Source organism: Burkholderia sp. 22313 (assembly GCF_052045245.1).
Lineage (GTDB): Bacteria > Pseudomonadota > Gammaproteobacteria > Burkholderiales > Burkholderiaceae > Burkholderia.
Window position 1 is genome coordinate 25,527 of sequence record NZ_JBQEON010000050.1, and the last position, 12,983, is coordinate 38,509.

The 12,983-nt window shown below is 68.8% G+C and carries 8 protein-coding genes and 1 pseudogene; 6 read left to right on the top strand and 3 right to left on the bottom strand.

All coding sequences use genetic code 11. From position 1 onward, the window contains the following. Window positions 1–311: 311 nt before the first annotated feature. The 3 genes from ada to gshA all read left to right on the top strand — a co-directional run bounded on the left by ada (window position 312) and on the right by gshA (window position 4,440). The gene (gene ada, locus ACTJKF_RS29085; RefSeq protein ID WP_440628346.1) at window positions 312–1,403 is read left to right on the top strand and encodes a bifunctional DNA-binding transcriptional regulator/O6-methylguanine-DNA methyltransferase Ada; all 1,092 of its coding nucleotides are present in this window, start codon (window positions 312–314) and stop codon (window positions 1,401–1,403) included. Further along, window positions 1,400–2,377 carry a DNA-3-methyladenine glycosylase family protein gene (locus ACTJKF_RS29090; protein ID WP_440628348.1) on the top strand — a complete coding sequence of 326 codons (978 nt, stop codon included), beginning with the start codon at window positions 1,400–1,402 and terminating at the stop codon, window positions 2,375–2,377. The genes ada and ACTJKF_RS29090 overlap by 4 nt, the downstream gene beginning before the upstream one ends. 449 nt (window positions 2,378–2,826) lie before the next feature. Then, window positions 2,827–4,440, top strand: a complete 1,614-nt coding sequence (gene gshA / locus ACTJKF_RS29095; protein WP_440628350.1) for a glutamate--cysteine ligase — start codon at window positions 2,827–2,829, stop codon at window positions 4,438–4,440. Between the two features lie 91 nt (window positions 4,441–4,531). On the opposite strand, the gene ACTJKF_RS29100 is transcribed toward gshA, so the two are convergent. Then, window positions 4,532–4,843, bottom strand: a complete 312-nt coding sequence (locus tag ACTJKF_RS29100; protein WP_440628352.1) for a DUF4148 domain-containing protein — start codon at window positions 4,841–4,843, stop codon at window positions 4,532–4,534. 557 nt (window positions 4,844–5,400) lie between these two features. Here ACTJKF_RS29100 and ACTJKF_RS29105 point away from each other — a divergent pair. Then, a complete protein-coding gene (locus tag ACTJKF_RS29105) occupies window positions 5,401–7,041 on the top strand; it encodes an L-lactate permease (protein ID WP_440628354.1) in 1,641 nt (546 codons plus the stop codon). A gap of 137 nt (window positions 7,042–7,178) precedes the next feature. Here ACTJKF_RS29105 and ACTJKF_RS29110 read toward each other — a convergent pair whose 3' ends face one another. Then, the gene (locus ACTJKF_RS29110) at window positions 7,179–8,093 is read right to left on the bottom strand and encodes a LysR family transcriptional regulator (RefSeq protein ID WP_440628355.1); all 915 of its coding nucleotides are present in this window, start codon (window positions 8,091–8,093) and stop codon (window positions 7,179–7,181) included. Between the two features lie 229 nt (window positions 8,094–8,322). On the opposite strand from ACTJKF_RS29110, the gene ACTJKF_RS29115 reads away from it, so the two are divergent. Both ACTJKF_RS29115 and ACTJKF_RS29120 read left to right on the top strand, forming a co-directional pair. Continuing rightward, window positions 8,323–10,494 carry a phosphocholine-specific phospholipase C gene (locus ACTJKF_RS29115; RefSeq protein ID WP_440628356.1) on the top strand — a complete coding sequence of 724 codons (2,172 nt, stop codon included), beginning with the start codon at window positions 8,323–8,325 and terminating at the stop codon, window positions 10,492–10,494. A gap of 206 nt (window positions 10,495–10,700) precedes the next feature. Beyond that, window positions 10,701–11,426, top strand: a complete 726-nt coding sequence (locus ACTJKF_RS29120; RefSeq protein ID WP_440628357.1) for a phosphonate utilization associated transcriptional regulator — start codon at window positions 10,701–10,703, stop codon at window positions 11,424–11,426. 91 nt (window positions 11,427–11,517) lie between these two features. Here ACTJKF_RS29120 and ACTJKF_RS29125 read toward each other — a convergent pair. Beyond that, a pseudogene (locus tag ACTJKF_RS29125) lies at window positions 11,518–12,889 on the bottom strand (FAD-dependent oxidoreductase). Window positions 12,890–12,983: the final 94 nt, after the last annotated feature.

The window sequence follows — 12,983 nt, forward strand, 5'->3', positions numbered from 1 at the left end:
TTAATCCATATCAGGAGGAGACATGGAGGAGACAGTTCCAACTATACACACGGCGATGGTGCGTTGCAATATTCCAAGTGTAAAAAATGGTCAGGACGGCGATTTGTCGCAGCTGCACCGCAGCAAAATGGTGACGGGACGATGACGAAAACGGCGCTCGGACAGCATCGGCGCGCCTTTTCGTCCGATTGACCGGAGTCCGATGTGCCCCCGGTTTCGCCGGCGCGAATCACAGAGCAAGATTCAGGGCGCGACGGCATGTGCCGATGTCTAGAGTAGGCACCCTCTACACTAGAGAATGCGAGGTTCAGATGAAAACCGCCTATCCGACCGACGATGCCCGCTGGGGCGCCGTGACCGCCCGCGACCCGCATGCGGACGGCGCGTTCTTCTATGCCGTGCGCACGACCGGTGTGTTCTGCCGCCCGAGCTGTGCGTCGCGGCTGCCGCGGCGCGAGCATGTGTCCTTTTTCGCCAGTCCGGCCGACGCGCGCGCGGCCGGCTTCCGCCCGTGCAAGCGCTGCCAGCCGGAAGGGCTGCCGCGCGAGCTCGAGATCGTCAATCGCGCGTGCGCGGCACTCGACGCGCATCCGGAGCGGCTCACGCTGCAGCAACTGAGCGACGCCGTGCACGTGAGCCCGTTCCATCTGCAGCGGCTGTTCAAGCGGGTGGTCGGCGTGTCGCCGCGGCAGTATCAGGCCGCGCAGCGCGGCGCCGCATTGCGCGAGGCGCTGCAAAGCGGACAGCCGGTCACGCAGGCGGCGGTCGACGCGGGCTTCAACTCGCCGTCGCGGCTCTATGCCTCGGTGCCGCGCGAACTGGGGATGGCGCCGTCCGCGTTTCGTCGCCAGGGAGCCGGCTTGCGCATCGACTATGCAACCGCGTCGACGCCGCTCGGCACGGTGCTCGTCGCCGCGACCGAACAGGGCATCTGCCGGATCGCATTCGGTGACGAACCGGCGTCGCTCGTCGGCGAGCTGAAGGACGCGTTCGCGCGCGCCGAGCTGGTCGAATCGCCGTCACGGCTCGCACCGTTCATCGCGCAGATCCGCGCGTACCTGGACGGCACGCGGCACGCGTTCGACCTGCCGCTCGACATCGCGCCGACCGCCTTCCAGCAGCGCGTCTGGGAAGCACTGACGCACATCCCGTACGGCGAAACGCGCAGCTATTCCGAGATCGCCGAGGCGCTCGGCTCGCCGCGCGCGGTGCGGGCCGTCGCGTCGGCCTGCGCGTCGAACCCGGTCGCGCTCGCGATCCCGTGCCACCGTGTCGTGCAGAAGGGCGGCGCGCTGGCCGGATACCGCTGGGGCGTGCGCCGCAAGGCGACGCTGCTGGCGTCCGAGGCGCGCCATGTGCGCGACGATGAAACCGAGGCCGTTGCGGAGGGCAACGCAGTTTGAACATCGAAAAAACCACGATGACGTCGATCGCGAACGGCGGCCAGGTGCCGCCGTCCGCGCAGATGGAACTGCGCTTCAAGGCACCATACGACTGGGCGCGCGTGCTGCGCTTCTTCAGCGGACGCGCGATTCCGGGCGTCGAGCAGGTCGTCGACGGTGTGTATCGCCGGATCGTCGACCTGCACGGCGACGCGGGCCGGCTCACCGTCACGAGGCATCCGCGCCGGCATTGCCTGATCGCCACCGTCGACGGGGCGGCCGCGCGCCATGTCGACGACGCGTTTGCGTGCCGCGTCGCGTCGATGTTCGATCTCGGCGCGGATCCCGCCGCGATCGGCGGCGGGCTCGCGCGCGATCCGTGGTTCGCGCCGCTCGTCGAAGCCGCGCCGGGGCTGCGTGTGCCGGGCGCCTGGTCGGGGTTCGAACTCGCGGTGCGCGCGATCGTCGGCCAGCAGGTCAGCGTGAAGGCAGCGACGACGATCGTCGGCCGGCTCGTCCAGCGCGCGGGCGAGCGGGTCGTGTACGACGACGACGCCATGCCGGGGCCGGATGGCGCCCCCGCGTGGCGTTTCCCGACGCCGGACGCGCTCGCCGCATGCGATCTGGAGAAGATCGGGATGCCGGGCAAGCGGGCTGCGGCGCTGACGGGCATGGCGCGCGCGGTGGCGGACGGTCATGTGCCGCTCGATCCCGCCCAGGCGGATCTCGAGACGCTGCGCCGCGCGTGGCTGGACCTGCCCGGCATCGGCCCGTGGACCGTCGAATACATCGCGATGCGCGCGTGGCGTGACCCTGACGCATGGCCGGCGTCCGATCTCGTGCTGATGCAGTCGATCACCGCGCGCGATCCGTCGCTCGACCGGCTCACGAGCCAGAAGCGCCGCACCGAAGGCTGGCGGCCGTGGCGCGCGTATGCGGCACTTCATCTGTGGAACGACGTGGCGGACCGGGCCGGCGGCGCGCGCGGCGGGTGACGGTCGCAATGGCTGGCCGCCAGGTGCGGCCGGACCGGGGCGGTCGGCAATCGGTCGGTCCTCCTCACGGTTGGGCGCTTGGCGGCGCTCAAATGAATCCGGCGGCTTGCTGCTCCGGACCTATGGCGTGTCCAGCCGCCGCGGTATCGCATGGAGGGCGGGCGGCGCGGGTTGCACCTGCGTGCGCAGCGGCTGGCTTCGTTCATGTTCCGTCCGACGAATTCACGTGAGCGCCGCGTCCGTCGGTGCCGGTCGGGGCGGGCGCCGCCCCCGGCGAACGTCGCCACCGGCCCGCCCGGCGGCCCGCTGCGGCGGGCGCGCGCCGCCCGGCGCCACCTCAAGCGCGTGTTTCGGCGAGATGTTAAAGTGCCCGCTACCAACGAAGCGACCAATAATCCAGCCGGCCGCGCGCGGCATTCTGCGCGCGGCCGTCACGCACTTGCGTCTCCATGTCGAACACCATGACTCACCGCCAGTCCGAACTGCTGCTGAATCGTCTCGAAGCGCTGAGCTCGGGCCCGACGCGGCAGCATCTGCCCGACGGCCTGCGCGGCATCGAAAAGGAAAGCCTGCGCGTGACGCGCGACGGGATGATCGCGTTCACGCCGCATCCGCGCGCGCTCGGTTCGGCCCTCACGCACCCGTCGTTGACGACCGACTATTCCGAAGCGCTGATCGAACTGATCACGCCGGCGGAAGCCGACGCGTCGATCACGCTCGAACGCCTCGACGATCTGCACCGCTACGTATATGCATCGCTCGGCGACGAGATGCTCTGGAACGACTCGATGCCGGGCCTGCTGCCGGCCGACGATGAAATCCCGATCGCCGACTACGGCACGTCGAACATCGGCCGCCTGAAGACGGTGTACCGGCGCGGCCTCGCGTATCGCTATGGCCGCACGATGCAGTGCATCGCCGGGATTCACTACAACTACTCGCTGCACGAGGAAGTGTGGCGGCGCCTGCATGCGGACGAAGGCTCGACGGCCACGCTCGTCGACTATCAGTCGGAGCGCTATCTCGCGCAGATCCGCAACTTCCGCCGCCGCAGCTGGCTGCTGATGTACCTGTTCGGCGCGTCGCCCGCGCTCGACGCGAAATTCCTGCGCGGCAAGCCGCACAAGCTCGACGCGTTCGATGCCGATACGCTGTACCGGCCGTATGCGACGAGCCTGCGGATGAGCGACCTCGGTTATTCGAACACGACCGCGCAGGCCGCGCTGCAGGTCGACTACAACACGCTGCCCGGCTATCTCGACGCGCTGTCGAAGGCCGTGAGCGAAGCGTATCCGCCGTACGAGGCAATCGGTACGCATCGCGACGGCGAGTGGATCCAGATCAACACGAACGTGCTGCAGATCGAGAACGAGTTCTACTCGACGATCCGGCCGAAGCGCGTCACGTATTCGGGCGAGCGGCCGCTGCATGCGCTCGCGTCGCGCGGCGTGCAGTACATCGAAGTGCGCTGTCTCGACATCGATCCGTTCGAGCCGACCGGCATCGCGCTCGAGACCGCGCGCTTCATCGACGCGTTCCTGCTCGCGTGCGCGCTCGACGAGAGCCCCGCGCTGGATTGCGACGCGTACAAGGAAGCGAATGCGAACTTCGGTAGCGTGACGATGGACGGGCGCAAGCCGGAGCTCACGCTGACGCGCGACGGCCAGCCGGTCACGCTGCAGGCGTGGGCGGACGACCTGATGGCCGATATCGAAACCGTCGGGCGCCGTCTCGACGAGATCCGCGGCGGCGACGAGCATGCGCGCGCGATCGCCGCGCAGCGCGAGAAGCTCGCCGATCCGGAGCGCACGCCGTCGGCGCGCGTGCTGCGCACGATGCGCGAGAACGGGCAGTCGTTCCTCGCGTTCGCGCTGGCGCACAGCGAAGCGCATGCCGCGCACTTCCGGGCGAACCCGCCATCGGCGGAGACGATGCGCAGCGAGCAGGCGCTCGCGGCGAAGTCGCTCGCCGAGCAGGCCGAGCTGGAGGCGAAGGAGGCCGGATCATTCGACGCATTCGTCGCCGCCTATCGTGCTTATACGCTGAACCGCTTCAGCGTTTGATCGCTGCCGCCCGCTGCGCGTCGCGCGGCGGGCGGGCCGGCTGCAGGCCGGGCGGTCGCGCGTTCACGCGGCTGACCCGGTTTCACCCGCTTCAGTGATGGGCGTACGTGTCGCGCTCGACCACGCGCGGCAGCGCCGGCTTTCCCGATTCCACGTTCGCGTGGCCGTCGCGGCCGTAGCCGGCCGCATCGCCGCGTGCCTGCGCGGCACGCTGCATGATTTCCTGCATGTTCTGCGGAAAGTCGGGACTACTGGCGAGGCTCGCCCGGTAGCCGGCGGCCTGCAATTCCACGAGTTCCTGGCGAACGTCGGCACGCGTCAGCGTCGACGCGGCGTGGGCCTGGGCGGCGACGGCCGGGCCGATCAGCAGTAGCGTGCAGGCTGCAAGTTTCATGGTGTTCATCGTGTGCTCCGTGAGTGTTCCGGAGCCGCGCGTTCGTCGGCGCGGGCGGAATCGATGCAGGCAGTCTAGGCATCGGACGCCAAACGAAACACCCCGCCTGCTGTCAGTCACCTTTGCCCGCTGCGCAACATTGCGGCGGCGCCTTTCCTGGCGCGCGCGTCAGCGGGCCGCCAGCCGCCGTGCAGCATGCGGCGGATGCCCTGTATCGGCACCGCGCGCATCGGGCTTGCCCTCCTTGTGCAAGCGCGGCGTGCCTCCTAACCTCTTTTAAGCGACCGATCGGTCGACGCTGCGGCATGGTTGCATGCGCAAGTGTCGGACGATCTTCGCCGCCGTGGAACGCACGTTTGATACGGGACCGGAGCATGCGCGGGCGCCAGAGCGCCTGGGGCCTTGCGCGGGGGGATTGGGCGTCGACGCACCTCGTCCCGCCGACATCCGGTCGACCGCGAAGCATGGGATTGGAGCAAGCGCCAAAGCGCCCACGCCAATCGACCGCGAAGCATGGGACTGGAGTAAGCGCTAAAGCGTTAACGCCAGTCGACAACGGAGACACGATGAATCCCACCGCAGCCTTGCCGCCCGGCATCTTGTTCACCCAGCCGTTGACGCCCGTCGCCAACTCGCTGTTCCTGTCGTTCCTCGTCGCCGCGATCCCGATCGCGGTCGCGCTGATCGCGCTCGGCGTACTGCGCCGGCCGGCGTGGCAGGCGTCGCTGGCCGGGCTCGTCGCCGGCCTCGCGGTCGCGATCGGCGCGTGGGGCATGCCGGCCGGCCTCGCGTTCAACGCGGTCGGCGCCGGCATGGCGCTCGCGGTCGTGCCGGTGATGTGGATCGTGTTCAACGCCTTGCTGCTGTACAACATCGCGGTGAAATCGGGCCGCTTCGACCAGTTCCGGCAGTGGATGCTCGACAACCTGCCCGACGACCGCCGCCTCGTGCTGCTCGTCGTCGCGTTCTCGTTCGGCTGTCTGCTCGAAGGGATTTCCGGGTTCGGCACGCCGGTCGCGATCACCAGCGCGCTCCTGATCGCGCTCGGGTTCCCCGCGCTCGAAGCGCTCACCTACACGCTGCTGTTCAACACCGCGCCGGTCGCGTTCGGCGCGCTCGGCGTGCCGATCACCGTGCTCGGCGCGGTCACGTCGCTGCCGCCCGCGACGCTGGCGCAGATGGTCGGCCGCCAGTTGCCGTTCTTCGCGCTGCTGCTGCCGTTCTATGTGGTCGGTGCGTACGGCGGGCTGCGCTCGATCGCGAAGCTGTGGCCCGCGCTGCTCGTGTCGGGCGGCAGCTTCGCGATCGCGCAGTTCGTCACGTCGAACTTCCTCGGCTACCAGCTCACCGACGTGCTGTCGTCGCTCACGTCGCTGATCGTCACGATCGGCTTCCTGCAAGTGTGGAAGCCGCAGCCCGATCCGCAATTCGCGCTCGCGCGCAGCGTGCCTGCCACGGCCGGCGCCGCGCGCGCGGGCTTCGGCGGCTGGCTGCCGTGGCTCGTCGTGTCGGTGGTCGTGATCGTCTGGGTGCACGCGAACATCGCGGCGATCGGCGACGTGAAGATCAAGTGGCCGGGGCTGCACGACACGGTGTTCGTGTCGCTGTACCACAAGCCGTATGCGGCAATCTGGGACTTCCAGCCGCTCGGCACCGGCACCGCGATTCTCGTGTCGGCGATCATCACGGCTGCGCTGACGCGTACCGGCGTCGGCGCGTTCTTCGAATGCGTGGTCAAGACGTGGCGGCAGACGTGGATCGCGATCGCCACGGTGATGATGATCGTCGGGCTCGCCTACCTGCTGAACTACTCGGGGATCAGCTACACGCTCGGCACCGGCGTCGCGTCGACCGGCGCGCTGTTCCCGCTGGTGTCGGCGTCGCTCGGCTGGATCGCGGTGTTCCTGTCCGGCAGCGACACGTCCGGCAATGCGCTGTTCGGCAACCTGCAGGTCGTCGCCGCCAGGCAGCTCGGCCTCGATCCGGTGCTGATGGCCGCGACCAACTCGTCGGGTGGCGTGATGGGCAAGATGATCTCGCCGCAGAACATCGCGACGGGCGTGTCGACGACCGACCTGAAGGGGCAGGAAGGCGTCGTGTTCGCGCGCACCTTCTGGCACAGCGTGATCCTCACGCTGCTGCTCGGCGTGCTGGTGTTCCTGCAGCAGCACGTGTTGACGTGGATGATCCCCGCACTGCCGAAGTGACGCGCGGCAGGCAGCAACAAGCAAGGCACGAGGAAAACAACGAGGGAAGGCGCCGGGCAGCACGGTGGGAAGCGCACCGGGGAAGCCCGGTGAGACGGATGAGGAGCAATACGCGAAACCGGCGAACGCGCGGCGGCTCAGCGCGCGTTCCCCGGCATCGCGCGCGCCGCAGGCGCCGCCTCGTCCGTCGCATGCCGTGCCGGCAGGATGCACGCGAGGAACGCATCGATCGCCGGACTCTGGCGGCGCGCCTTCAGGTAGTACACGTATTCGTCGATCGTCGTGTCGACGCCGCGCAGCGCGACGACGCGCAGGTCCGGATGGCGCTCGGCCTCGCCGCGGGGAAAGAGGCTGCCGCCCACGCCATGCAGGATCGCCTCGCGGATCGCTTCGCGGCTGCCGATCTCGGCGACCGACGTGGCCGCGACCCCGGCCGTCGCGAGGATCGTCTCCGTGCAGCGGCGCGTGACCGAGCCTTCCTCGCGGATCAGCAGCCGCACGTCGGCGAGCTGCTCGGCGTCGATCACGTCGAAGCGCGCGAGCGGGTGGTCGCGATGCACGACGAGCACGAGCGGATCGGTCGAGATCACCTTGCGTTCGAGGCCGTCGGCATCATTGCGCTGCGACGACACCGCGAGGTCGATGCGGAACTCGTGCAGCGCCTGCAGGATTTCCTCGGAATTGCCGATCCGGCACGTGAGCGCGATCGACGGATGCGCATGCGAGAAGCGGCCAACCGCGTCCATGATGTAGTACGGCCCCGTCGCACCGATCCGCAGATGCCCTTCGAACAGGCCGCCGACGTTGCGCAGCATGATGTCGGCCTGCGCCTCGAGCGCGATCATCTTCTCGACGAGCGGCAGCAGCTCGATCCCGGTCTCGGTGACCTCGAGCTTGCGGCCGCTGCGGTAGAACAGCTCGATGCCATACAGCTGCTCGACCTGCCGGATCTGGGCGGCGATCGTCGGCTGGCTCACGCCGAGGTGGCGCGCGGCGCGCGTGATGCTGCCCTGCCGGACGGTCGCATGGAACGCCTTCAGCTGATCGAACACGACTCGGCTTCTCCCCCCTCTTCATCGCGCGTCAGCGTAGCGCGCGCGTGTGTCGGCCGGATGAAAGCCGGATCGTGCGCCGCTTCGAAAAAAAGCTGGGGGTGACCGCAAGAAACCTGCTGGAACCGGTCACGGCCGGGACATGCCGATGCGGACTAATAACGGCAACGCACCGACCGCCGGCCCCGCTCGACCGGCGCCCCCCTTACCGACCCACAGGATCCTCTTCATGTCCGCCACCAATCGACGCGATTTCCTGCGCCTCGCCGCCCAGTCGGCCGGCGCGATGGCCGCCTACGCCGGCTTTCCGCCGGCGATCCGCAAGGCCCTCGCGATGCCGGCCGCGTATCGCACCGGCACGATCCGCGACGTCGAACACGTCGTGATCTTCATGCAGGAAAACCGCTCGTTCGACCACTACTTCGGCGGGCTGCGCGGCGTGCGCGGCTTCAACGACCCGCGCCCGCACCTGCTGCCGAGCGGTGCGCCGGTGTGGCAGCAGCCGCCGGCGTCGGTGTTCACGAAGAACTACCATTCGCGCGGGCTCGATCCGTCGGCGCCGTACGTGCTGCCGTTCTACCTCGATCCGAAGCAGACGACCGAATTCCAGCCGGGCACCAACCACGGCTGGAGCAGCGGCCACCTGTCCTGGAACAACGGCCAGTGGGACCAGTGGGTGAACCAGAAGCAGGACGTGCTGACGATGGGTTACCTGAAGCGCCAGGACCTCACGTACCACTACGCACTCGCCGACGCGTTCACGATCTGCGATTCGTACTTCTGCTCCGCGCATGCGGACACCGCGCCGAACCGGATCTACCTGTGGACCGGCACGGTCGATCCGCGCAACGTCTACGGCAATCCGCCGAACGGTCCGGGCATCGGCGAGCGCGACGACGTGAACGGCTACACGTGGACGACCTACGCGGAGCGCCTCGAGAACGCGAAGGTCAGCTGGAAGGTGTACCAGGGCGGCACGGGCATCCCGGGCGACCCGACCGACAACTACACCGACAACTCGCTGATGTTCTTCAAGCGCTTCCAGGTGAAGGAAGGCGCGAGCGGCCCGCTGGTCGACAAGGGCGCGTCGGACCACACGCTGGCCGAGCTGAAGGCCGACGTGCAGGCGAACCGGCTGCCGCAGGTGTCGTGGATCGTGTCGCCGTACAAGTACAGCGAACACCCGCAGGCGTCGCCGACCGACGGCGCGTTCTACATCAACATGGTGCTCGAGGCGCTGACGTCGAACCCCGAGGTGTGGGCGAAGACGGTGTTCATCCTCAACTACGACGAGAACGACGGGCTGTTCGACCACGTCGTGCCGCCGGTGCCGCCGGTCACGAGCGGCGTGGGCGGCCAGGGCATCGTATCGTCGAACCTGCTGTCGAACCTCGGCGACGAACTGCTCGACCTGAACCAGTACCCGGGCGAAATGAGCCCGCTGGTGCCGGGCGCGGACCCGGGCGGTATCCAGCCGATCGGTCTCGGGCCGCGCGTGCCGCTGATCATCATCTCGCCGTGGACGAAGGGCGGGTGGGTCTGCTCGGAGACGTTCGACCACACGTCGGTGCTGCGCTTCCTCGAAGCGCGCTTCGGCGTGATGGAGCCGAACATCAGCGCGTGGCGCCGGTCGATCTGCGGCGACCTCACGTCGGCGTTCGATTTCTCCGCGCGGCCCGATACGCGCACGGTGAGCTTCACGGTGCCGCAGCACATCCAGACGGCCGGCCAGGCCTACCAGGTGCCCGCGCGGCAGTCGATGCCGGCGCAGGAGCCTGGCACGCGGCCGGCGCGCGCGCTGCCGTACGAACTGTTCGTGCATGCCCGCGTGAATGGCCGCGACGACAGCGTGTCGCTCGATTTCGCGAACTCGGGTGACGCGGGCGCCGCGTTCTACGTGTACGACCGCCGCAACCCGGCGACGCCGCCGCGCCGCTACGCGGTGTCCTCGCACGACCGCTTCGCCGATACGTGGAGCACCTCGGCGGCGCGCGGCGATTACCATCTCGCCGCCTACGGCCCGAACGGCTATCTGTGCGAATTCCAGGGCAACACGCGGCTGGCCGCGGACGGCCGCCACGCGAACCCGGAAGCGAAGATCGGCTACGACGTGAGCAACCGCCACGTGTACCTGCAACTGCGCAACAGCGGTCGCGCGACCTGCCGCGTGGTGGTCGACAACGCGTACAGCCATGCGCATGCGCGCACCTACACGCTGGAGCCGGGCGAGCGGATCGAGGATCACTTCGAGCTGTCGTCGAGCCACGGCTGGTACGATCTGACGATGACCGCGACCACGCTGCGCGGCGGCGACGACAAGGTCGTGCGCCGCTTCGCGGGCCACGTCGAGACGGGCCGGCCGAGCCAGAGCGACCCGGGGCCGGTGAAGCACACGGCCTGACGGCGGGCCTCGCGTCGTGCGGTGCGGCGTGCCCACGCCGGCCGCGCGACGCCGCGTGCCGGCGGCACATCGCCCGCCTCCCGGCACGCGGAACCGGTTTTTGGAAACTGAAAACTGTTGACAATGTGTCGGGTCGAAGGTATACAAGGATCATTCGCCGATATGGCGCCCTCGTTGTTACCCGCGGCTTTGCTGCCTGCCCGACCATGACTGCCCCGAACGCGCTCAACGCCATCGAACTCCTGCAAAGCCAGTCGCTCGCGATGATTGTCCAGGACATGCTTGAGCGCGCGATCGTATCCGGCGAATATGCGCCGGGCGAAAAGCTCAATGAAGTCGACATCGCGACCCGGCTGAACGTGTCGCGCGGCCCCGTGCGTGAAGCATTCCGCGCGCTCGAGCAGGCCGGCCTGCTGCGCAACGAGAAGAACCGCGGCGTGACGGTGCGCGTCGTGCCGCTGCGCGAGGCGGAAGAGATCTACGAGGTGCGCGCGATGCTCGACGAGTCGGTCGCGCGCGCGCTCGCGAAGCGCATTTCGCCCGACACGCTGAAGGTGCTGAAGGGCATCATCCAGTCGATGAAGGATGCCGCGAAGACCCACGACGTCACGCGCTACACCGAGCTGAACGTGCAGTTCCACGACGCGATGGTGGTCGGCGTCGGCAATACGCACCTCACCGATACCTATCGCCGGCTCGTGCGCCAGCTCGGGCTGCTGCGCCAGGCCGCGATCGAGGCCGAGGAAGATGCGATCGCGGTGTCGGCGGCCGAGCACGACAAGATCGTGCAGGCGCTCGCGAGCGGCGACGAAGAGAAGGCCGTCGCGCTCGTGCGCGAGCACGTCGCGCACGGCCTCGCGCGCATGCGCCGCACGCACGAGCAGGGGCTGCCGCCGGGCAAGGCGGCGCGCGAGAAGGCCGAACGCGTATAACGCGGCTGCGCGGGCCGCCGCGGGAAAAGCAAAGGGACGCCTCGCAGCGTCCCTTTTGCATTGCGCGTCGCGTCATCGCATCAGCGCATCGTCACGCCTTGTCGGCCTTGCCCGCCGCACTCGCGAATTTCGCGAGCCACGTGTCGACCCGCGCCGGCCGCCGGCTCTCGTCTTCCGCCCGCTCCTTGCGACGAATCGCATTGCGTACGACGTGCGCGCCGACATAGCGGATCGGCTCCGGCGGGAACGCCCCGAGCGGGCCGCGCACGATCGGGCTGCGCGTCCACGCGTTGTCGAGGCCGAGCACCAGCGACGACAGGATCTGCCCGCCCATGTAGGTCGGCCCGACGCCGTTGCCCGAATAGCCGAAGCCGTAGAACACGTTCGGCGCGCCATCGAGGCGGCCGAAGAACGGGAAGCCCGTCACCGAGCGGTCCGACGGGCCGTTCCAGCTCGCGGTGACCGGCACGCCCGCGAGCGACGGGAAGAATCCGCGCAGGCTCTGCGTGAGCTGCGCTTCGTACGGCGAGCGCCGGTCGAACACCGGCGCGATGCGGCTGCGCCACGAGAACGTGTTGCCGCCCTTGCCGAGCATCAGCCGGCCGTCGGCGGTCGTGCGGTAGTAGTAGACGAAGATCCGCGAATCGAGCACCGACACGCCGTCCACGAGCCCGGTTCTCTCGAGCAGGTCCGGGCATTTCTCGGTGATGACCATGTCGCTCGACACGACCGCGATCGTGCGTTCGAACCGCGGGAAGCGGCTCGCCATCCACGCATTGATCGCGAACACCAGCTTGCCTGCGCGCACGCTGCCGGACGGTGTTTGCACGAGAGCCGGTTGCCCCGGCGTGAAGTCGACGAACGGCGTGCGCTCGTAGATCCGGATCCCCATGTCGAGCGCGACGCGGCGTGCCCGGATGCACGGTCGCGGCGATCGGCGAGTACACGCCGTCGAGATTGCGCGCGGAGCCTGAGCGGCGCGCGACTTCGGCGGCCGGCAGCGGTTCGTAGCTGTGGATGCCGCACGCGGCGAGCGCGTCGAGCACCGGCGCGAGCGTGCCGACCTGCGCACGCGACGTCGCGGTGTACAGCGTGCCGTCGAGCCGCAGCTCGGCATCGATGCGATGCGCGCGGCAGAAGTCGGCGGTGTGCCGGACGGCCGCCTCCGACGCCTTCACGAGCCGGATCGCTTCCGCTTCGCCGAACAGGCGGCGCAGCGTCAGGAATTTTGCCGACCACGTGAGCAGGCAGCCGCCGTTGCGTCCGCTCGCGCCGGCGCCGCACAGGTCGGCTTCGAGTATCGTGATGTCGAGCGCCGGGTTTTGCTGCTTCGCCTGGATCGCGGTCCAGAGCCCCGTGAAGCCGCCGCCGACGATGCAGACGTCGGCCTGCGTCGCGCCCTGCAGCGCGGGGGCGAGATCGCCATCGTTGAACAGGGCTTGTTCGATCCAGAAGGGTCGCATCGGGTGTCGTGCCAGTAAGGGTCGAAGATGGCCGTGCCGCACACGGCGGGAAGACGAAACCGCAGACCCAAGCGAAAAACGAAACCGCCGCACG

Bases quoted from the DNA above. Each gene is read 5' to 3' on its own strand.
- ada (WP_440628346.1), top strand. From the start codon at position 312: ATGAAAACCGCCTATCCGACCGACGATGCCCGCTGGGGCGCCGTGACC.
- gshA (WP_440628350.1), top strand. From the start codon at position 2,827: ATGTCGAACACCATGACTCACCGCCAGTCCGAACTGCTGCTGAATCGT.
- ACTJKF_RS29100 (WP_440628352.1), bottom strand. From the start codon at position 4,843: ATGAACACCATGAAACTTGCAGCCTGCACGCTACTGCTGATCGGCCCG.
- ACTJKF_RS29105 (WP_440628354.1), top strand. From the start codon at position 5,401: ATGAATCCCACCGCAGCCTTGCCGCCCGGCATCTTGTTCACCCAGCCG.
- ACTJKF_RS29115 (WP_440628356.1), top strand. From the start codon at position 8,323: ATGTCCGCCACCAATCGACGCGATTTCCTGCGCCTCGCCGCCCAGTCG.
- ACTJKF_RS29120 (WP_440628357.1), top strand. From the start codon at position 10,701: ATGACTGCCCCGAACGCGCTCAACGCCATCGAACTCCTGCAAAGCCAG.